This is a genomic window from Roseinatronobacter monicus (genome assembly GCF_006716865.1).
Lineage (GTDB): Bacteria > Pseudomonadota > Alphaproteobacteria > Rhodobacterales > Rhodobacteraceae > Roseinatronobacter > Roseinatronobacter monicus.
The window spans coordinates 69,186-87,153 of sequence record NZ_VFPT01000006.1 but is presented as its reverse complement, the minus strand read 5'-3'; the positions used below and the strand labels follow the sequence as shown (position 1 = coordinate 87,153).

21 protein-coding genes and 1 pseudogene are annotated in these 17,968 nt (G+C 57.8%); 8 read left to right on the top strand and 14 right to left on the bottom strand.

Annotated elements, in window-relative coordinates; all coding sequences use genetic code 11:
- From BD293_RS22085 to BD293_RS22070, 4 genes are all read right to left on the bottom strand, one after another.
- Nucleotides 1-501: a hypothetical protein gene (locus BD293_RS22085; RefSeq protein ID WP_142085803.1), complete on the bottom strand. Its 501-nt coding sequence runs from the start codon at nt 499-501 to the stop codon at nt 1-3.
- Nucleotides 482-841, bottom strand: coding sequence for a hypothetical protein (locus tag BD293_RS22080; RefSeq protein ID WP_142085801.1), 360 nt, complete (start codon nt 839-841; stop codon nt 482-484). The genes BD293_RS22085 and BD293_RS22080 overlap by 20 nt, the downstream gene beginning before the upstream one ends.
- Before the next feature lie 61 nt (nt 842-902).
- Nucleotides 903-1,658 (bottom strand): hypothetical protein, encoded by a 756-nt coding sequence (locus tag BD293_RS22075; protein WP_142085799.1) that lies wholly within the window; start codon nt 1,656-1,658, stop codon nt 903-905.
- A 487-nt stretch (nt 1,659-2,145) separates the two neighbouring features.
- Nucleotides 2,146-2,343: a hypothetical protein gene (locus BD293_RS22070; protein WP_142085797.1), complete on the bottom strand. Its 198-nt coding sequence runs from the start codon at nt 2,341-2,343 to the stop codon at nt 2,146-2,148.
- Between the two features lie 711 nt (nt 2,344-3,054).
- On the opposite strand from BD293_RS22070, the gene BD293_RS22065 reads away from it, so the two are divergent.
- Both BD293_RS22065 and BD293_RS22910 read left to right on the top strand, forming a co-directional pair.
- A complete protein-coding gene (locus BD293_RS22065; RefSeq protein ID WP_142085948.1) occupies nt 3,055-3,420 on the top strand; it encodes a hypothetical protein in 366 nt (121 codons plus the stop codon).
- Between the two features lie 87 nt (nt 3,421-3,507).
- Nucleotides 3,508-3,678 carry a hypothetical protein gene (locus BD293_RS22910; RefSeq protein WP_170207292.1) on the top strand — a complete coding sequence of 57 codons (171 nt, stop codon included), beginning with the start codon at nt 3,508-3,510 and terminating at the stop codon, nt 3,676-3,678.
- Between the two features lie 50 nt (nt 3,679-3,728).
- Here BD293_RS22910 and BD293_RS22905 read toward each other — a convergent pair whose 3' ends face one another.
- The 3 genes from BD293_RS22905 to BD293_RS22055 all read right to left on the bottom strand — a co-directional run bounded on the left by BD293_RS22905 (nt 3,729) and on the right by BD293_RS22055 (nt 6,416).
- The gene (locus BD293_RS22905) at nt 3,729-3,887 is read right to left on the bottom strand and encodes a hypothetical protein (protein ID WP_170207300.1); all 159 of its coding nucleotides are present in this window, start codon (nt 3,885-3,887) and stop codon (nt 3,729-3,731) included.
- Between the two features lie 150 nt (nt 3,888-4,037).
- Nucleotides 4,038-4,996, bottom strand: a protein-coding gene (locus BD293_RS22060) for an IS630 family transposase (protein ID WP_142079597.1) whose coding sequence is annotated in 2 segments (ribosomal slippage) — nt 4,038-4,652 and nt 4,655-4,996 — 957 coding nt in all. Because the reading frame shifts where the segments join, the coding sequence is not laid out codon by codon here.
- A 284-nt stretch (nt 4,997-5,280) separates the two neighbouring features.
- Nucleotides 5,281-6,416 (bottom strand): IS3 family transposase gene (locus BD293_RS22055; RefSeq protein WP_246086208.1). Its coding sequence is split into 2 segments (ribosomal slippage): nt 5,281-6,149 and nt 6,149-6,416, totalling 1,137 coding nucleotides; the frame shifts between segments, so codons are not numbered across the junction.
- A gap of 130 nt (nt 6,417-6,546) precedes the next feature.
- Between BD293_RS22055 and BD293_RS22900 the strand changes: the two genes are divergently transcribed.
- A complete protein-coding gene (locus BD293_RS22900; protein ID WP_170207299.1) occupies nt 6,547-6,723 on the top strand; it encodes a hypothetical protein in 177 nt (58 codons plus the stop codon).
- Nucleotides 6,724-6,762: 39 nt separating this feature from the next.
- On the opposite strand, the gene BD293_RS22050 is transcribed toward BD293_RS22900, so the two are convergent.
- The 5 genes from BD293_RS22050 to BD293_RS22030 form a co-directional block, all read right to left on the bottom strand.
- A complete protein-coding gene (locus BD293_RS22050; protein WP_246086448.1) occupies nt 6,763-6,951 on the bottom strand; it encodes a hypothetical protein in 189 nt (62 codons plus the stop codon).
- A gap of 364 nt (nt 6,952-7,315) precedes the next feature.
- Nucleotides 7,316-7,612, bottom strand: a complete 297-nt coding sequence (locus BD293_RS22045; RefSeq protein ID WP_142085947.1) for a hypothetical protein — start codon at nt 7,610-7,612, stop codon at nt 7,316-7,318.
- Nucleotides 7,613-7,622: 10 nt separating this feature from the next.
- Nucleotides 7,623-7,877, bottom strand: coding sequence for a hypothetical protein (locus BD293_RS22040; protein WP_142085787.1), 255 nt, complete (start codon nt 7,875-7,877; stop codon nt 7,623-7,625).
- 796 nt (nt 7,878-8,673) lie between these two features.
- Complete coding sequence (locus BD293_RS22035) at nt 8,674-10,653, bottom strand: PKD domain-containing protein (protein ID WP_142085946.1); 1,980 nt, start codon at nt 10,651-10,653, stop codon at nt 8,674-8,676.
- Between the two features lie 292 nt (nt 10,654-10,945).
- Nucleotides 10,946-11,782 carry a reverse transcriptase domain-containing protein gene (locus BD293_RS22030; protein ID WP_170207298.1) on the bottom strand — a complete coding sequence of 279 codons (837 nt, stop codon included), beginning with the start codon at nt 11,780-11,782 and terminating at the stop codon, nt 10,946-10,948.
- Between the two features lie 786 nt (nt 11,783-12,568).
- Between BD293_RS22030 and BD293_RS22025 the strand changes: the two genes are divergently transcribed.
- Both BD293_RS22025 and BD293_RS22020 read left to right on the top strand, forming a co-directional pair.
- A complete protein-coding gene (locus BD293_RS22025) occupies nt 12,569-12,754 on the top strand; it encodes a hypothetical protein (RefSeq protein ID WP_142085944.1) in 186 nt (61 codons plus the stop codon).
- Nucleotides 12,755-13,103: 349 nt separating this feature from the next.
- Complete coding sequence (locus tag BD293_RS22020; RefSeq protein ID WP_142085943.1) at nt 13,104-14,006, top strand: dihydrodipicolinate synthase family protein; 903 nt, start codon at nt 13,104-13,106, stop codon at nt 14,004-14,006.
- A 9-nt stretch (nt 14,007-14,015) separates the two neighbouring features.
- On the opposite strand, the gene BD293_RS22895 is transcribed toward BD293_RS22020, so the two are convergent.
- Nucleotides 14,016-14,153, bottom strand: coding sequence for a hypothetical protein (locus BD293_RS22895; protein ID WP_170207297.1), 138 nt, complete (start codon nt 14,151-14,153; stop codon nt 14,016-14,018).
- A 147-nt stretch (nt 14,154-14,300) separates the two neighbouring features.
- Here BD293_RS22895 and BD293_RS22015 point away from each other — a divergent pair, with 147 nt between their 5' ends.
- Nucleotides 14,301-15,245 carry a lysozyme inhibitor LprI family protein gene (locus BD293_RS22015; protein WP_142085942.1) on the top strand — a complete coding sequence of 315 codons (945 nt, stop codon included), beginning with the start codon at nt 14,301-14,303 and terminating at the stop codon, nt 15,243-15,245.
- A gap of 623 nt (nt 15,246-15,868) precedes the next feature.
- Here the strand turns inward: BD293_RS22015 and BD293_RS22010 are convergent.
- Complete coding sequence (locus BD293_RS22010) at nt 15,869-16,846, bottom strand: IS5 family transposase (RefSeq protein ID WP_142084769.1); 978 nt, start codon at nt 16,844-16,846, stop codon at nt 15,869-15,871.
- Nucleotides 16,847-16,914: 68 nt separating this feature from the next.
- Between BD293_RS22010 and BD293_RS22005 the strand changes: the two are divergent.
- Together BD293_RS22005 and BD293_RS22000 are read left to right on the top strand one after the other, a co-directional pair.
- Nucleotides 16,915-17,367 (top strand): annotated as a pseudogene (locus BD293_RS22005) (LuxR C-terminal-related transcriptional regulator); the annotation flags it as partial.
- Nucleotides 17,368-17,385: 18 nt separating this feature from the next.
- A complete protein-coding gene (locus tag BD293_RS22000) occupies nt 17,386-17,937 on the top strand; it encodes an NUDIX hydrolase (protein WP_142079297.1) in 552 nt (183 codons plus the stop codon).
- Nucleotides 17,938-17,968 lie beyond the last annotated feature (31 nt).

Below are 17,968 nucleotides of genomic sequence, written 5' to 3'. Positions count from 1 at the left end.
TCAGCGCAAGGCTTTGGTGATAGTGCCTTGCGGTGTGATTGCTGTGAACTGGTCGGGCTGACGGTGCGAGACCTCGGCCCCGTCGCCTGAGATGACGATCTCGGCCAGATCCGTCCATTTGAAGACGGTGCCATCGGCCTCGACGATGGTTTTGTCGCTCTCGGTGTCATCGGCGCTGATGGATTTCACAGCACCATCATGCCCGATTTCAATGATGCGCCCTGCAACGCGGGCTTTGATGCTGTGATCTGTGATCACCAGCCCGTGCCAATAGTCACCGGCATCGCGGCGGATGACGATATGCTCGGGCCGGAATTTGATCTGGATATCGCGCGCGCCTTTGGCGTCCTCTATCAGAACGAATGTTTCCTGATCGGATTTTTCGCGATCCGTGATCCCTGCCTCGGCCCCCTTTGGCCCCCATAGATAAGGGATGCGCCGCTTGCGCTGGTTCTTGTCGCGGTAAAATGCGATCAGGAGTTTAGCAGATTTCCAGATCATGACAGTCTTCCTTTCGCGTCGGCACGTAGAGCGGCGCGATATCGAGCCAGACCGTGACAGTCTCGGGCTGGTAAAGCGGCATTCCGTAATGATTTTTATCATGCGGGGTGATGGCGACAATGTAGAAACCAGCGCCGCGCTTCGGGCAGGGGGTGATCTGGTAGGATTTTGTGCTGCCCTTGGGCCTGTAGGGCACGCTGGCATAGTTGGGAATTGTATCGGGGCTGGCCGCGACAAAGGGTGCGAAGACAGCGCGCAAGTTCGCGATGGCTTTGACAATGGCGCGGGCCTCGTGATCTGTGATCTCACGCCCTTCGATGCGGCAGAATGCGTCTTTCATGGCTGCAGCCTTTTTTCTCAAGGTGTGGGCATCCCCGCAATTTCGCGGGGATGCAAAGCGCTTACAGTCGGCCTTCCATCAACTTCGCAATCTGGCGCAAGTGATCGGGGTGGTTCTCGCCCCAAAACTCGGCCATGCCGCGCGCTGCTGGATGGTTGCGCGCCTCTTCTTCGGTCATGCTCAGTTCAGTGAGGCGATAGACGCGGCAAGGAAGGAAGACATCAACGCCACGCCCTGCGCCTGCGATCGCGTGCGAGAAGAACCAGAACCGCCCGCGCTTGGTGGCCCCTGTGTCCTCGATGCGCTCCATCATCTGCGGCGGGTTCAATCCGCCTGAATAGCTGGCCGTGCCTGTTGAAGTGACGTGAAAGCTGCCGCCTTCGGTTGTCTGCATCCCGTGTTTGGTCTTGTTGCAAAAGCGCTGCAAGCTGCCGTCGGTCATCTCGATGAAATCGCCAATGCGCGGGCCTGCCATCTGCTCGCGCGCGGCTTGGGTCGTGACAGCGATAGCTGTGTTGCGCGCGTCCAGATGCTGATTGTCTTGGGGAATGTCGATCAACCCGAAATAGATCAGGTGGCGCACGATAGCCAGGCGGCATCCATCTTCACTTGGGTGACAGAACACCCCGCCTTTACCTTCGATGGTTTCCAACTCATAGCGCCAAGGGTCACTTCTGCCGTGGTTCTCAACTTTCCAGTATTTGCACACGATATCGCTGCCCCATCCGTCCATGCTGAAACGGGCTTCTGTGGTCAGATCATCAATGGCGGTAAAGGTCAGTTTGGGGTGGCGGGTCAGTTCGGCTGTGCTGGTCATGGTGTTTCGTCCTCTTGAGCGATGGGCGGTTGGGGTTTGTCCCTGTTCCCGCCGATGGGCTGCGCCTCGGCCAATCTGTTGCCGGATACGCATGTATTCGGCGGAACAGAGTGGGAGAGGGCGAAGCCCGACCCACGGGCCTGAGCGAGACTGTCACGGGGTCAGAACACCCACTGGCGCGGCCCGCAGACCGCAGGTCGAGGACACGGGTGGGTGGGCTGACGACGCGCCCCGCGCGGCGCTTGCCCCTTGACCGGCTCGATCAGGTCTGTTGGGCGGACAAGAAGAACAGCAAGATCGTCAGCGCGGGCGGTGAGCGGGCCACAGGCCCGTCGATCCCCCGCGCTGTCCTTCAGATCACCTCAACCCGCGTCCATGCGCGCGGGTTTCCCCTGATCTATTGTCGCGCGTTTAGGTGCGGCTCCCCTGGAACAGGGGATGGGGCGGCGGCTATTGCCGCCACCCCGAGGCCCGGGAGGAACGGGCCTCATTCGGTAACGTCGTCATCCTCGCCGTTACGCGGGGTGAATAGCACCAGTTCGCCATTGAGCGGAAGGGCTTCGAGCTGGATCTTCATGAAGGACTTGGCGTCATCGCGCTGAGGGAAGGCCACACCGATCTGGCGGAAGCGGGTTTTGCCATCGGTGCCGGTGACAGGGGTGGTGACGCGGTAGTAATTTGACATGGGATCGTTCCTTTCTGTTTCGATGCAAACGAAAGGGGCTGGCGCAACAGGGCGGGCTGCAAGCCGAAATGCGGAGGGTCCGCCGAAGGGGGAAACCGTATTTCTGCTTGCCGAAGCTTGCTTCGGGAACAGCCCGCCCGCGCCAGCCCAGATTGCATCTTCCAGAAACAGAGAGGGGGCGATCTCAGGGCATCAGGCGCCTACCGTCAAGCGTCACTCTCCCTGTCACTGGCATGGCATCTTGAAACCCGCTTTGGCTGATCGGTGATACTGGCCTTCGTGTTGCGATGATGCTGGGCCGGCCCTGATCCAGCCCGAAGCCCGTGCCATGGAGCGCACTTGCATCTGCGCGGGCAACGATGGGGTGTGTATCACGAGATATGCTCGAAGCCTACGGGGTCGAGGATACTTGGCGATAGCCACCGTCCCGCAAGAGCCGCACGCGCGCGGGTTTACTTCTGATCCGCTGCGATAGCGGTCGTGACCCGTAAGGGACGAGACGGGCGGGGCAGGGGTGGCAGGACCGGACGGGCAGATGGCTGGCTCGGAGAGACGGTCAGCGCCCATCCGCAGCCGCCACCATCGCCCTGGCTGGCTTGGGTCTGGCCTTGGCCAGACTAGGACGCGGCCCGCGCGCGGGATCGCCCATGAGCTTTTGATTTTCACTGATGTGATCTAGTGTGGTGAAGATGGTTTTTGAGAGGTAAAGCAATGGGATATGAGACTGATAAGACGCGCCAAAACCGCCAGAACGTGGAAGGAATGACCGACGCGGCAATCAAAGCACTGACGCTATTCGGTTTCGCGGGTGCAATATTCACGATTGCGCTGATAGTTTCTAACAGCGCCGATCACTGGGTTGCCAAGACAGCCGCAGTGATAACGGTTCTTAGCAGTGTGCTGGTCGCGACTATAGGATTTATGAACACTGTTTATGTGATGATGAGCTTCGAGAAGGTGATTTTGCCGGACACTGCAAGCCAGCGCCTCAAAGACGGAATCGCGTGGGCATTCGCTGTCGTGATCACGGCTAGTATAGCCGCAGCGACTATAGCCGCTGCCCTACAATTCCAGTAAAGTTGTGAAGCGCTGCGACTGCTGACAATGCCGTGCTGGCATGACGAGGCAGCAGAGATAGTGAAGCACTGACGAAAGGATAAATGAATGTCGAGGAAGCAGGGTATAACGATAGGCAAGACCCGTGGTTTTTTATATTTTCTGGCGAAGCTTCTGGGCGATGTGAACGCTGTGAAGCGCGGCACGGTTGGCAAGCGCATTGCGCGTCGCGTGGTTGGCCGCGCGACGGGTCGCGGCATTGGAAAGATATTCCGGTGACACCGAGGCAGGTCGACAACACCGCGCGCAGAGCGCGCGGGTAGCGCCGGTCATGGCCGGCGCTTTGCGGTGAATGTGATCTTGAGGAAGATCAGGTTGATCTCGATGCTGATGCTGATGTCGATGGCTTGAAGCTGTCGGCGGATGGTGCGGCGCAACTTTGCGGCAGCGATGCGAAGTTTGGTGGCACGTTTGCGAATGTATTTCATGACCTATCTCCTTTTGAAAATGGAGATGTTGCGACATGTCGGGAAAGCCGGTCTGTCAAGGCGCGCGCAGCGCCCCGCAGGGCTTGGCCTTGACGGATCGGCGCGACATGTAAGCTGTCTCGATTTTTAAGGGGATAGAGCGTCGAGCCTTTAACCTGATGCATATCCAGCCCCACAGAAGAAGTTCCAGCATTCGTCCGGTGTGAAGAGGTCGCAGATTTCCGTGAGCGCGTCGAACATCTGATCGAATGTTCTGGCTCCAATCCTACGCAGATGTGCCTTGAGCTTTGAGAAAGCCATCTCGATGGGGTTGAGGTCAGGGGAGTATGGCGGCAGGTACAAGAACCAGCATCCCACATCTCTTAAAGCCGTCGCAGCAGCCTTGTTGTAATGGGTGGCGAGGTTGTCGCAAATAACGACAGTGCCTGGCTGTAATTCCGGGGCCAGGACATTTCGGACATAGGCCTCAAAGGCTTCACCATCCATTGCCCCTTTGATGACCCACGGCGCGATCAGATTGTCGTGCGTCAAACCAGCGATAAATGTCTGCGTTCCCCACGCCCCGAACGGGGCATCCATTTCCAGGCGCTTTCCGCAGAGACTGCGTCCGTATTGACGGGTCAGGTTGGTTTTGACGGAGGTTTCATCAATAAAGACAAGCCGATCAGGATGCGCTTGCATGGCAGGCAGGTGATGCCTGAACCAGTTCTTACGCCGCTCCTTCACATGAGCGCGCAACCGTTCGGTGGCAACCAGCGACTTTTTTTATATGTGTATCCGAGCTTGCGCAGAAACCGCCCGATGGAGGCCGCGTGCGCGGTAATGCCAGTGGCAGCTTCCAATGCACCGGCAAGTTCTGGCAAAGTGATATCACCATCCTGCGCCACCAATTCTTCCAGCAACGCTTGATGAGAAGACAGCTTCCCATGACCAGGAGGACGGCCTTGGGGCTCCGGCTCAATCGAACCCGTTTCCCGCAGCCTGCGTTGCCATCGCACACCAGTGGCGGCGGACAACTTCAGCCGTGCTGCTGCGGCACGACCGCTCAATCCTTCTACAATACACTCTTGAAACCGCGCACGAAGCGCTGACGGCAATGCTGATGACATAAGACATCCTCCCAAGGAACATGAATCACAAATCAACCTCAAAGGGAATCCATCGATTCACGTTTCAAGCGCGGCGCTCTAGGTCAGGCCAGTCGCAGGATGCCATTATTCGTGTCGAAACGATTGCTTCGCGACTCGCGATGATTCAGAATCGCTGAGAGCAGAAGAAAGAAATCGGGGGCAAGGCGATGTCGAGAGAACTGAACGCGGTACTGGCGGAACAGAGGTGGTCCTGGTTTTTCGACCAGTTTTATGCCGCGCAGCGCTCTGGCATGGGTTTCCTATCACGCGGCAAGTTTCATGTTTGGTTTGCGATTATCATAAACTTCGTCCGGGGTCATCAGGCCGTGGGATGAATGCGGGCGTTCTTCATTGTAATAAGCGATCCAGGTGCCGATCCCCTGGCGCGCCTCCCGGCCAGTTTCGAAGGTGTTCAAGAAGACGCATTCGTATTTCAAGGACCGCCACAGTCGTTCGATCATGCGGTTGTCGATCCAGCGGCCGCGCCCATCCATCGAAATCTTCACCTTTGCGTCTTTCAAAACGTCGGTGAAATCGGTGCTGGTGAACTGGCTGCCCTGGTCCGAATTGAAAATTTCGGGCGGGCCATAGGTGGCCAGTGCCTCCTTCAAGGCCTCGACGCAGAACCCGGCATCCATAGTATTGGACAGCCGCCAGCTCAGCACCTTGCGGCTGTGCCAGTCCATGATGGCGACCAGATACAAAAACCCGCGCTGCATGCGGATATAGGTAATGTCCGTACACCACACCTGGTTGGGACGCGTGATGGGCAGATCTTTTAGAAGATATGGATAAACCTTGTGTTCGGGGTTTTTCTTACTGGTCTTGGGTTCCTGATAGATCGGCACCAAACGCATGAGCCGCATCAGCCGTCTTGCGCGATGGCGGCCGCATTTGTGACCCTCTCTTTGCATATGACGCGCCATCTGCCGCGAGCCGTACCATGGCGTTTTCAGGAATTGCTCGTCGATGATCTTCATGAATTTCAGGTTTTCCGCGCTTTCACCGCAGGGCTGATAGTACAGCGTCGATCGGGCGAGCGACAGCAGTGTGCATTGCCGCCGGACACTCAGTTTGGGATGATCTTTCTTCACGGCTTTTTGCCTCCAGTCCCGAGAATGAGCCTGGAGGCATCCGCCAAAAAATCCCGTTCCACTACCAATTGGCCAATCTTGGCGTGCAGCTTCTCTACATCCTTGCCGGAAATCACTGGTTCACCAACCGGCTTGGCGTCAAACGACTGCGCCATCTTGGCAATTGCCGTGCGTTTCCAGCCGTTGATCATCGTCGGATGTACTTCATATTTCTTCGACAGCTCTGCCGTCGTCAACTCTTCACGGATCGCTTCCAAAGCAACCTTCGCCTTGAATTCTGCCGTGTAACGCTTCTGTTTCGCCATATCGATTGTTCGTCCTTCTTCAGTTGCCAGAGCTTAGCAACTGGTCCGAATTTCCGCGACCACCTCTGAACTGATTGGATCGGCGCGCGCAATTGTTGATCGCGAAGTGCGGGTGATGGAAGATGCTGTGATGCGTTTGGAGCGCGCGGAGCGCAGCGCGGCGTTGAACCGCTGGCCGGAAGGGGAGCGGTGGCGCGAGCTGGCCGATGATGATTTTGTGCGCCTGAAGCGCTCTGTTGATTATCTGTATGAGGGTGAGATTGCCCGTGATACAACAGGGCGGCAGGTGGTCAGGCACGCGCGGTAACATGCAAAAAGCGGCCCCCGGAGGGCCGCGTTGCATTGTTCAGAAGAAAATTTTGACGACCGCGGCAGTTGCGCCGACGACAGCGATAAGGACGATTGCCTCATACCAGCGCGTTTCCTTTGAGAGCTTCATTGTTTCGGCATGGAGCTTAGCGGTCATCGCATTGAGGCTTGCGATTTCGGCGTCGATCTTTCTGGCTTCTGCTTGGTTCATGTCCATGTCGCTCATTGTGATCTCCTTGAGAATATAGGTGAAGTGACGGAGAAAATCGAGGCTCAACTGCCCCGCTCGGTCGCGGGCAATTGGACACATCTGTCAGGGACGGCCTGTAGGGCCGCTTGCAAGCACCGCCCTTTTGCGGTGCGCCGTCCTTGACGGGTGTGGTAGAATGACAAGACCGTGTGGGGTGGTTGCGTCCGGCCCCGGCGCGCGGCACAGCCGCGCACGGGTGAACAGCCGGACACATTAAACGAGGACGCCCGACACCTTTCCCGCGATAGCGGCCCTGCGCGGGCAGCGCCCGTCCTGATCGGGGCAGGGGGCTTGTCCTCTTGGGCCGATCAGGACACCAGACCTGAGTATGACCGCCCCCCTATATCGGGGGCACGATCTGGCATTTCGCGCGCTTGGCGCATGACAGGATCTCGGTGTCGTTCAACCATGCGGCGGCATTATAGAACGCGGCGGTTGCGCCAATCTTGGCTTTGAAGGCTGCTTCAAGCATGTCGTCAAGGCGCGTCATGGCGTCTGGCGTGTCGGCCAGTATGACCGTGCCCGTGTGGGCGCGGTCAAAGGTTTTGATGATGGTGCGGCTTGAGGTCATGCCTTTGCGGTGAACGCGGCCTTCATAGCGATAGGCCATTGCGGGGTATTGGATGGTAACAGCCATGATTTCCCCCTCACAGGCCAAGTTTTTCGGCCATGTCATATGACCATGTTTTGCGTTCATCTGTGCCGATGAAACGGCCTATGCGCCCATGCACGAACACGGAATTGAAGATATCTTTGGGCGTGCTCTGCCATGGGAACAGCACCGCTTCACCATTGTCGCTGATCTCGAAAATCCAGCCACCGGTGCCGTGTTCGCGGCGGTATTCAATGGCATCTTCGGCTGAATCGAAATGGTGCCACGATTGCCAAGGTTTCACGGTCATGATCTTTCATCCTCTCAAGCGATGTGGGCGGTTTGGGTTTGTCCCTGTTTCCGCCGATGGGCTGCGCCTCGGCCAATCTGATTTGCCGGATACGCATGTATTCGGCGGAACAGAGTGGGAGAGGGCGAAGCCCGACCCACGGGCCTGAGCGAGACTGTCACGGGGTCAGAACACCCACTGGCGCGGCCCGCAGACCGCAGGTCGAGGACACGGGTGGGTGGTCTGACGACGCGCCTCGCGCGGCGCTTGCCCCTTGACCGGCTCGATCAGGTCTGTTGGGCGGACAAGAAGAAAAAGAAGAGTGTCAGCGCGGGCGGTGAGCGGGCCATAGGCCCGTCGATCCCCCGTGCTGTCCTTGGAATAGTCTCAACCCGCGCCCATGCGCGCGGGTTTCCCCTGATCTTTCACTGTGCATCTATACGCGGATTTCGCGGGCAAGAGCCGTGCACGAACGAGGGCAACGGTAGTCTTGCAAGAAGGATGCAGACCCGCAGGGCCGAAACCTGTCAGTCATGGCGACCATGAGACAAGTGATCTGGCGCGGCTCTGGAAGAGACGGGGCAGGGCGCATTGGATCAGGGAGCGATGGCTGTCAGGGTTCGGGGCGTAGCCTCAGCAGCCTGGCCCCGCTTGCGGGGCTTGCCAACGACGCGAAGAGCCCATTGCGGTCATTCGGGGCCGCTGCAGTATGCGTAGCCTTTCGCACATGCAGCAACGCGGTCTCCAGTCCCCGTCATCAAAAAGCCCGCCCCAAGGAGGAAGGGGCGGGCTTGATCGCTTCTTGAGAGGCAGATTCTCAGAAGCGGATATCGACGCCCAGATTGCCGCCAACGCTGCGGAAGCGCGAACCGATGCCGTCATAGAAGGTGCCGGCCCGGACTGTGGTTCCCTGTCCGGAGTCCCAGTTCATGCCCATGTGAACGCGCCCACGGCCATTCTCGAAATCAGCTGAGCCGCCCCGTGTGGACGAGTAGATTGCCGATGCCCCGCCGGTGAGTTCCAGACTGCCTGCATCTGATTGTAGCGGCACCCTGAAGTCCATGCCACTGGTCAGCTGTGTCAGGGCCACAGACTGGCTACCGATCGCATTGCCGAGGCTATCGGTATAGGCCCTCGAGCGGTCGCGTGTGTGGGTGAAGTCCAGCAGCGGGATCCAGGTGATGGTTTCTTGCTGGATTTCGCCCTCAGCGCGCAGCTGTGCCAGCCAGCGCTCGGTCGAGAAGCCGTCGGTATAGGTTCCCAGTGGCGAGATACGGTTGCTGGTTTGGCCATAGAGCAAGCGGCCCTCGAAGTAGAGCGGCTGTTCAGCCATTTTTGCGGCGAAGTATGGGCCAACCATCCAGCCGGTGCCTCGTGCGTTGTTGCGGTCATCCGTAGCTCGGTCGAACTGGACCATCCCGCCGAGCAGGAAGTTCTCGTTGATGAACTGATGCGCGCCGATTGTGCCCAGCGAGTAGCTGGAGCCATTGCCCCAAGATGCTGTGATCTCGGTCCAGACATTGCCTTGTGTTGCGCAGCCTTCCAGCGACCCGCCCGCATCGTTGCCACTGGCATTGAATGACCCGCAGCCCTCACCGCGCAGGAAGCGGGACAGGCGCGGCTGGTTGGAGGCCAGATTATTGGCACGGCCCAGCATGAAGGACGATATCGCGCGCTCAGTAATCTCCACAATGCGATTGCCGATTCTCAGCGTGTCGGAGGCAGAGTTCGGGTTGACGAAGCCGTCATCTCTGTCTTCCTGCGCCGCTGCCGCAGGAATGAAGATGCTGACATCGCCGTTACCGGTTGGAGCAATGGTCAAGGTATAAACCGCGCCGCTACCGGAGATGTCAGTGACAGACCCATTGGTAACATCAACATCATTGGCGAGATCGTCAAAGCCAGTGACGTTTGTCGAGAAGGTCGCCGTCACGGTGAACGGGTCAGTTCCGGTTATCGCGTCAGGCCCCCCCGAAAGCGCCACTGAGACCCCGGAAACAACGGTGATCGTCACCACATCAGCTGTTGATGCGAGACCGAGGTTATCGGTGACGATCAATTGGAAGGTCAGCACGACCTCCGGGTCACCGGGGTTCAGCGTCGGCGCGGTGAAGGTCGGGCTTGCCGCCGTGGCGTCGGAAAGCGTGACGGCGTCACCTTCGGTCTGGCTCCATGCATAGGTGATGGTCTGGCCCGCATCGGGGTCACTGGAGGCCGTGCCGTCCAGCGTCACTGCTGCTGCCGAAGCGACGGTCTGGTCCGGGCCTGCACTGGCGGTTGGGGCCTGGTTGGCCGGGGCTTCCACGGTGATCGTCACCACATCAGCTGTTGATGCGAGACCGAGGTTATCGGTGACGATGAGCTGGAAGATCAGCTCGACGGCCGTGTCACCGGGGTTCAGCGTCGGCGCGGTGAAGCTCGGGCTTGCCGCCGTGGCGTCGGAAAGCGTGACGGCGTCACCTTCGGTCTGGCTCCATGCATAGGTGATGGTCTGGCCCGCATCGGGGTCACTGGAGGCCGTGCCGTCCAGCGTCACTGCTGCTGCCGAAGCGACGGTCTGGTCCGGGCCTGCACTGGCGGTTGGGGCCGCGTTTGCAGGTTGAGTAGGGATCTTCCGCAGCTCAAACACCGTTTCTGTCGCCCCAAAAAATCCAACTTCATAGTCATATTCAACCTCGTCGGTTGGGTCAGTCGCGCGAAATTTAATCCCGTAGAATTCTACAGCTGAAAAGCTTTGACCCGCCCCGGATATATTTTCAAAGTGTGTTACATCAACCCAACCGCAATCTACTAGCATACTTACATCTATTTGATCAGACTGGGTAGAGAACTGCTCCGGAAAACCAACAGTGTTTGGACTAGGTTCGACCCACACCCCCCCGGCATAAGGCCCCACAAGCCCTGTATATGTATCACCAAGATGCACACCGGTGAACCGGAACGGAGGCCCTGGAAGTGAAGTCCCCCACAAGCAGCCGCCCCCACCAGGACCACTCACCCCCTCAGCAAATGTCCCCGAAAAGTCAAGTCCAACAGCGGGTGAGTTAAAAGTCATAGCACACGCCGCCAATGCGCCGCACAGGTACTTTTTACTGCAACTCCCACGACGTGGTGGGCGCTCGAGATGCTTCATAAAAAACCTGCAAAGCCACTTCATCATTCAGTCCTCCTTTTGCCCATATGAGAAACCGTGCCTCATAGGCGCGCAGGCGGTCTGTGAGGTAGCTGGGGTTTCGCATGTCTGGTGCGAGTGTGATATAAGCGCGGTTCTTGAGCCATTCTGGCGCGGAATCCGCTATGATGTTACCGTCTGCAAAGACCCGCGCAGCCTGACGCTGACGGATCTTGCACTGCTCATAAAGCCGACGGGCCTTCTCGATATGCCGACGCAGGGTTTCAGCTGACAGGCTCAGGCCTGACAGGCTGAGCTGATAGCCAAGGAAGCTTACACCACCCGACATCGCCCCATGGCCCATCCGGCCGATCAGGGTTTTGTCGGGGTGCGATACCATCCCCACGGCGGCAAAATGGTGCTGGATGGTCGCGATTGCGCGACGCAGTGGCCAGCGATGGCGTGAGATGACGATGATGTCATCCATATAGCGCAGGTAGAACACATCCTTTTGCGCGGCCATCGCGCAATCGAGATCGTAAAGAGAGAACGCCCCCAATACGGGGCTGGGCGCGCCGCCTGCGCGAAGCCCGCGCGGGGCATCAACAAAGTTGCCGCCGGTCTCGACACTCATGTTCAGGTATTGCCCCAAGAGGTTCAGACAGTTGCGATCGCGCGTGTAGCGTTCGACCTTGCCAAGGAGGATTTCGGCATCGACGGTCTCATAGAAAGACTTCACATCGGTGCGATAGACAAAAGGGGCCGGGCCATACTGATGCAGGGCCTGCGTTGCGGCGCGGACAGCCGCTTTCAAGCCGCCTGTTCCCTTGAGGTGATAGCAACGGGGAGAGCGAGGCAGTATCTTGGTGAGCTGCGCTGCGAGGGCTGCCAGTGTAGGTCGGTCGCCCGCGTCAAAGCGCAACGCCCCGTGCCGCGCGGACCCGCGCGTAACGCTCAGCGGCCGAAGCCGCGGCAAACCTATTTGGTCCCAACGTTTCACATGTTTCGTCCTGCTCGACCGGTCGTCCCACCTCCAGCGGGCGGGTACTCACCGGAATGTCGCTAATACTACCATATTTTCTTGGGCGAATACCCCCCGGTCCCTACTGCGAGGGGGGGGGGGGGGGGATTTCCAAAATTTTGTAGCGAAAATGCCACAGCTTTACACGTTATGCGCAGCCAGAGGCGCGTTTTTGATGCGCGCAACGCAGCATGTCGCATCGAGAATGCCGCAAGCACGAGCGGTTTTTGCGCAGATGCAGCGAACGGCAGAAAGGTCCGCATAACTGCCGGTCGGACCGCGTTTCGGATGCTGCAGCGCCGCAAGGCAGGTCGGAGCCCTTCGCGGTCATTCGCCCCTGACGCCCATGTGTCACAGGTCGTGGCAAAACGGGGGTTTATGGGAGTTGGTCCTGGGCCAGGCAGGATCATATGAACAGCTTATTGTTGCGCCGCGTGCTTACAATAAGCCAAGCGCAATCAGGTGCCGAAAACGCTTGATCTCATGGCAGTGCCATGAGATTTTGATGTCCAAAGGCACCTATTTTGACAGTGTTGTATGTGGCCAATACAGATATGATAACAATCATGGAGGTTGCGGATGAGTAAATTTGTATTAACGGCTTTGACTGCAGCCTTTGCAGGTTTTTCTGTCTACTTCCTCTTTGACAGCCAACTCCCAGTCTGGCCCGTTTTTTTTGCAATTTTCTTGTATTCGCTTACACTGTTTTTGTATCCGGTTGCATTGGTAGCTTGGGGATATTTCCGGAAAATATTCCATAGCTGACCACACTTACATGAGTGGTACACGGCACTTCACGTGCCGCAGCGCCGCAAGGCAGGTTGGTCCGCATAGCTGCCGGTCGGACCGCGTTTCGCATGCTGCAGCGCCGCTGGGCAGGTAGGAGATACCCATCAGCGACATTCAGGGATGTCGCAGCGAGCTGAAGCCTTTCGCAGCTGCAGCATCGCGCCCGGCCCTTTGCGGTCAGTCAGCGTCGGTGGCACGCTGCAGTGCGGCTTCACCAAACCGGCCAATCGTGCATCGCGCAGCATTTTTTGCTATTGAGCGTCGCTGATGCGGACAAAGCGGGCGCAAGATGTTACATCCTAGAAGAAAATCAGGGTGTGATTGAATGTCTCTATTTGGCGGATTGTCCGCATTCCCATTAACCGCCACGGACAAGGAAGGTCGGCTGATGTCCGATGTTCTGGAGCGGCACCTTGAACGTATCGTTTTGGCGGGCCCAGACTCGGTTGGCCTTCTGGGCAGTACGGGCAGCTACGCCTATCTCACGATCACAGAACGCAAGCATGTTCTGCGGGTTGCCATACAGGTTCTTAAGGGACGGACACCGCTGATTGTCGGTATCGGGGCGCTTCGGACAGACGATGCTGCGGACCTTGCACGAGATGCGGCCGAGGCTGGCGCACAGGGCCTTCTGCTTGCACCGATGTCCTATCAGAAGTTGACCAAGGGCGAGGTCTATTCCCATTTCAAAACGGTTGCCGCTGCAGGCGGGTTGCCTCTTTGCATCTATAACAATCCAGGAACAACAAATTTCACATTCAGCCATGAACTGATCGCCCGCCTTTCGGAACTGCCAAACATAGACGCGGTAAAGATGCCATTGCCCGCTGATGGTGATTTCGTAGGCGAATTGGCGACCCTGCGGTCCGTCACACCCGCCAGCTTTTCGATTGGCTACAGTGGAGACTGGGGCGCAAAAGATGCACTTCTGGCAGGCGCGGACGGCTGGTTCAGCGTTGTTGCCGGTCTGCTACCCAGCAATGCGATGCAGCTTACGAGAGCTGCCATGGCTGCCAATATCGAGGAGACTAAAATTATAGACCAAAGGTTTAATCCCCTTTGGGCCCTCTTCAAGGAGTTTGGCAGCTTCCGCGTGATGTATGCCCTTGCCAATCGCCTTGACGGGGATGGTATTGAGCCCCTCCGACCGGTCAGGCCGCTTCCTCTGGAAGTCCATGACCGGATCGACGCTGCGCTCGCGTTTTTCAAAGGACCGAGCTTCAGCTGACATCGTGGTTCAGCCGGAGGAGGCCCGAAGAAGTGATGTGTCGAGTGCTGCTCTGGGCTCAAAGCCGTCCTGCGGCGGTGCAGCATGGCCCGCCGACTCTTCGAGGTCGACCATCGACACACCCGGCCCATAACGGTCACTAGTCATCACCTCAGCATGCTGCGTTGCGGCCCGCCGAACCAGCCGTTAGCGACATGCGTTAAATCGAGCCGATGGTTCACCAATGGACTGCCGGGCAAGGGGTGAATTCGCTGCTCTATACATGAAGTTCTGTTATGTTTAACAAATAACCTCATGCGACGTTCTTCATACCAACAGATCATCGATTGGAAACAGCGCCGAGGTGAGCATCCCCGGCTCGGGATGGAACTCGTTGCGCAGATCGACGCGCTCCATGCAGACGTCAATCCCATTTCATCATTCGCCTCCCCGTTTGTCGAGTTCGTACCGATAAGGCTCGTGACGACGCTGGAAGTCTTCGTGCGAGGCGTGATAGCTGAGCTAGTCAATGGCGGGCAGCAGTACTTCGAGCGTGGGGAACGCTTGGCAAAGGGCTCCAAGATCGACCTTACCTTTGCCGCTCACGTTGATCGGCGCGAGTTAACGATTGGGGATTTCGTCGCGCACGCAGTCTCACTCAACAGCATTGAGGCTGTCGTCAGTTCTTTGGACACGCTGCTAGATAACTTCGCGACGAAGATGACGATGGCACACCCAAGATGGTTAGAGGAGCAAGCCGATTGGCCACTGCCTCCTATTGTCGAGGACTACGATGTGATGATGGCGTCGCTTTCACGCCTTTTCGAGGTTCGTCATGTGCTGACGCATGAACTTCCATCGTCGCCCGTTTTCGATCCAGCCGAGGCATTCCAACTGACGGCGGCAGCAAGGGCCTTTATCGAAGCGACCGATTGGGTCGTGGTTGAAGCACTACATGATGCCATCCCGCGAACGCAGCTCTCTATGAACATCAGCGCGGATGATCGCTTGCGTGGGGATGAAGCAAGGTTGACGGAGTTGCTAAACGAAGTCGCGGCCCTTGAGGGTATCGACAGGGACGCCCTCCGCGCGCTTCAAACGGTTTGGGAAAAATGGTCGGATGAACAGGCCAATCTCGTCGCTGCGCAAGTCGAGGGCGGTTCTATGTATCCGATGGTTTGGGCATTGGAAAAGGACGCGCTAATACGTGAGCGTATAGATCAACTGGTTCGGATTAAGACCGACTGGATGGTTGTATAGGATGTCGACAATGTATGCTGACCAAGTGTTCAGAAACCAGTTCCTGCAGGGGGAAGACCGCCGGTTTGCACCTCTTTCTGATCTGTCAGACAAACGAAATTGCAGCAGGCATGTCTTCATTGAACGCGATGGTAGCGTCTCCGAAGTTGTGCGGTTGAACGTCTTGAATGACCGGCATCGTGAAGAAATTATCGGATTTCATTTTGCTCAACAATACGCAAAAATCCACTTTGGGAACCAGCTAGGGCAACCTCAGTTTTACATTGTCGGCAGAGACAATCCATGGGATATTGAGTACGTTATGCATGACGGCACGACGTTCTTCTTGGAAATATGCAGGCTTGCAGACAAGGACTTGCTCAAGGCAATCAAGATCGAGAATGATGTAGCAACCCTGCTACAGAATTCTGAACTCAAGGGTTTTGAAATCGAGAAGATCGAGAGGCATTTTCCCGGTACGCTACCGGTGGATCTTGTTGCGAATGTTCAAACGAAGGCGGATAAGCGGCGTAGATTTGCATGGGATAATCCAGGCAGAAGCCCCGATTTATTTTTGCGCCCTCCAATGGGCCTTGTTGCACGGACCTACGATGGTTTGAGTTTGCCCTTACCCGCTCATTTGGTCAAGCGACGACTTCGAACTTGGCACGGCCAAGTTCGGTCATCTTGTTCAGAATGTGGGTGCCGATCTTGGCTTCTGTTTTCTGGTTGGGAAAGCTGCGCGCTTTCAGCTTGGGGCCGATGACCATCTTCCAGCGACCCATTTGTGTTTCACCGCGGCTGCGCTGATTGTATCCGCTGCTCACCTGCCAGGCCATACGCCCGCCTGTGCGTATTGCGGCAATGCGCTGGTCGCGCAGCGTTGGATTGCCCACAGCCTCGGCGCTGAGAACTGCAGTCTTGGGAGGCGGAATAGTGATCTCGACATCAACCCCAAACAGCTTCACGAGCAAGTCGCTGGTCGGGTCGCCGTCATAGGCGCCGTCGGCGATGAAGCGTGTCACGTCCCCGTCAATCTGATCCAGAAGCTCTGGCAAGGCGGTCGGATCACCCACATCATCGGTGGTCAGTTCAGAGCAGGCAATTTCGCCGGTGACAAGGTCCAGCCCAAGATGCAGCTTGCGCCAGGATTTGCGTTTGGCCTTTGTTTTGTGCTTGTTTTCCAGCCACTCGCCTTCGCCAAATATCTTCAGGCCCGTGCTATCTACGACAAGATGAATCGGGCCATCCGTCGACGCGCGCGCTTTCATCGGCAAGATCAAACCGGCCCCGCGACGTGACAGGGTCGAGTAGTCGGGCACCAGCAAATCCAGCCCCATGAGCTTCACAAGGCTGCCTACAAACCCTTCGGTCTGGCGCAGCGGCTGGTTGTAAACGATGCCAAGTGTCAGGCAGGTCACAATAGACAGGTCAGAATAAACTGGCTGGCCACCCCGTGTCTTGCGGCGCTCTGCACGCCATGCAGCTTCAACCTCGGGGCTTAGCCAAATTGTTACATCGCCCCGCCGACGCAGGCTTTCGTTATAGCCAGCCCAGTTCGTAATGCGGTACCGCTTCTTCTCGAACTTGTGCCGGCGGCCGTCATTGAATTTATGCGGCATCAACGCTATCCAATCGATCAGGGAAACGGCCTCCTAACAGAAACCGTAGGATCCATGCAACAACGCCCATGCCCGGCATGAATGGTCTGGAGGGTCTTGCTCGCGCGCTTGAGGCAGGTCGCGGTGCGCGTGTCGCCGTGATGTCCGGCATCGCCCCGCGCGAAGTGGCCGAACAGGCACTGGAGATGGGGGCGGCAGGGTTTCTGCCAAAAACCCTGCCAGCCAAATCGCTGGTCAACGCGGTGCGCTTCATGGCGATGGGCGAGCAATATGCGCCAATCGACTTCATGACCGCCGCCCCAGAGGTCGAGGTGCTCAACCCGCTGGCCGAAAAACTGACACCGCGCGAATTGCAGATGCTTGAAAAGCTGTGCGAGGGGCTGTCCAACAAGGAAATCGCCCGCGCTCTCGGCATCCAGGAACCGACTGTCAAGCTGCATCTGAAGACGCTCTACCGCAAGATCGGTGCCCTCAACCGCACCCAAGCAGCCCTGATCGCACGGGACTCCGGGTTGTTTTGATCTGGGCCAGACTGCACCATGACCGCACGGAAAACCCTGTCGCGTCAGCTTGAATTAGATGCAGCGCCCTATCTGCGGGTGTTCCGCGAAGAGGGGGAGGTCGTAGCAGGCCAGGTGATCCCGGATTTCTGGCAGGTCGAGTTGCGCAGTTTCGTTCTGGTGATGCCGGTGCAGCCCGATGGGCGGGTGGTGGCGATGACCGGGTATCGCCACGGACCCCGGCGGAATTGCCTGAGCCTGTCCGGCGGCTTCATCGATCCCGGCGAAACCCCTGAGGCGGCGGCACGTCGCGAATTGCTCGAAGAGGCTGGGCGAACGCCCACACAGTTGATCGGGCTCGGCGATTACGTGGGTAATGGCAATCAACGCGGCGCGCATGGACACTTCTTTCTTGCACGTGGCTGCAAGGCGGCCCCGGGCTGGCTCTCTGATCCAAGCGAAACCGCCACACTTGCCGCGATAACAGCGGATGAGGTCGAAAAGGCGCTCGATGCGGGGCCTTTCGCGGTGGTTCACCACGTTGCCGATTGGGGCCTCGCCCGACGGCATCGTGACTTTCCGGCAGCGTGAACGGCGAGGGAAACTATCCTTCTGGACAGCG

What these genes read in the sequence shown, in the direction of transcription:
- BD293_RS22080 (WP_142085801.1), bottom strand. Translation starts at nt 841, where the DNA reads ATGAAAGACGCATTCTGCCGCATCGAAGGGCGTGAGATCACAGATCAC.
- BD293_RS22070 (WP_142085797.1), bottom strand. Translation starts at nt 2,343, where the DNA reads ATGTCAAATTACTACCGCGTCACCACCCCTGTCACCGGCACCGATGGC.
- BD293_RS22045 (WP_142085947.1), bottom strand. Translation starts at nt 7,612, where the DNA reads ATGGCTGTTACCATCCAATACCCCGCAATGGCCTATCGCTATGAAGGC.
- BD293_RS22075 (WP_142085799.1), bottom strand. Translation starts at nt 1,658, where the DNA reads ATGACCAGCACAGCCGAACTGACCCGCCACCCCAAACTGACCTTTACC.
- BD293_RS22900 (WP_170207299.1), top strand. Translation starts at nt 6,547, where the DNA reads ATGCGTTTGGAGCGCGCGGAGCGCAGCGCGGCGTTGAACCGCTGGCCG.
- BD293_RS22040 (WP_142085787.1), bottom strand. Translation starts at nt 7,877, where the DNA reads ATGACCGTGAAACCTTGGCAATCGTGGCACCATTTCGATTCAGCCGAA.
- BD293_RS22000 (WP_142079297.1), top strand. Translation starts at nt 17,386, where the DNA reads ATGACCGCACGGAAAACCCTGTCGCGTCAGCTTGAATTAGATGCAGCG.
- BD293_RS22025 (WP_142085944.1), top strand. Translation starts at nt 12,569, where the DNA reads ATGAGTAAATTTGTATTAACGGCTTTGACTGCAGCCTTTGCAGGTTTT.
- BD293_RS22010 (WP_142084769.1), bottom strand. Translation starts at nt 16,846, where the DNA reads ATGCCGCATAAATTCAATGACGGCCGCCGGCACAAGTTCGAGAAGAAG.
- BD293_RS22065 (WP_142085948.1), top strand. Translation starts at nt 3,055, where the DNA reads ATGGGATATGAGACTGATAAGACGCGCCAAAACCGCCAGAACGTGGAA.
- BD293_RS22085 (WP_142085803.1), bottom strand. Translation starts at nt 501, where the DNA reads ATGATCTGGAAATCTGCTAAACTCCTGATCGCATTTTACCGCGACAAG.
- BD293_RS22015 (WP_142085942.1), top strand. Translation starts at nt 14,301, where the DNA reads ATGCGACGTTCTTCATACCAACAGATCATCGATTGGAAACAGCGCCGA.
- BD293_RS22050 (WP_246086448.1), bottom strand. Translation starts at nt 6,951, where the DNA reads ATGAGCGACATGGACATGAACCAAGCAGAAGCCAGAAAGATCGACGCC.
- BD293_RS22910 (WP_170207292.1), top strand. Translation starts at nt 3,508, where the DNA reads ATGTCGAGGAAGCAGGGTATAACGATAGGCAAGACCCGTGGTTTTTTA.
- BD293_RS22035 (WP_142085946.1), bottom strand. Translation starts at nt 10,653, where the DNA reads ATGCTAGTAGATTGCGGTTGGGTTGATGTAACACACTTTGAAAATATA.
- BD293_RS22020 (WP_142085943.1), top strand. Translation starts at nt 13,104, where the DNA reads ATGTCTCTATTTGGCGGATTGTCCGCATTCCCATTAACCGCCACGGAC.
- BD293_RS22905 (WP_170207300.1), bottom strand. Translation starts at nt 3,887, where the DNA reads ATGAAATACATTCGCAAACGTGCCACCAAACTTCGCATCGCTGCCGCA.
- BD293_RS22895 (WP_170207297.1), bottom strand. Translation starts at nt 14,153, where the DNA reads ATGACTAGTGACCGTTATGGGCCGGGTGTGTCGATGGTCGACCTCGAA.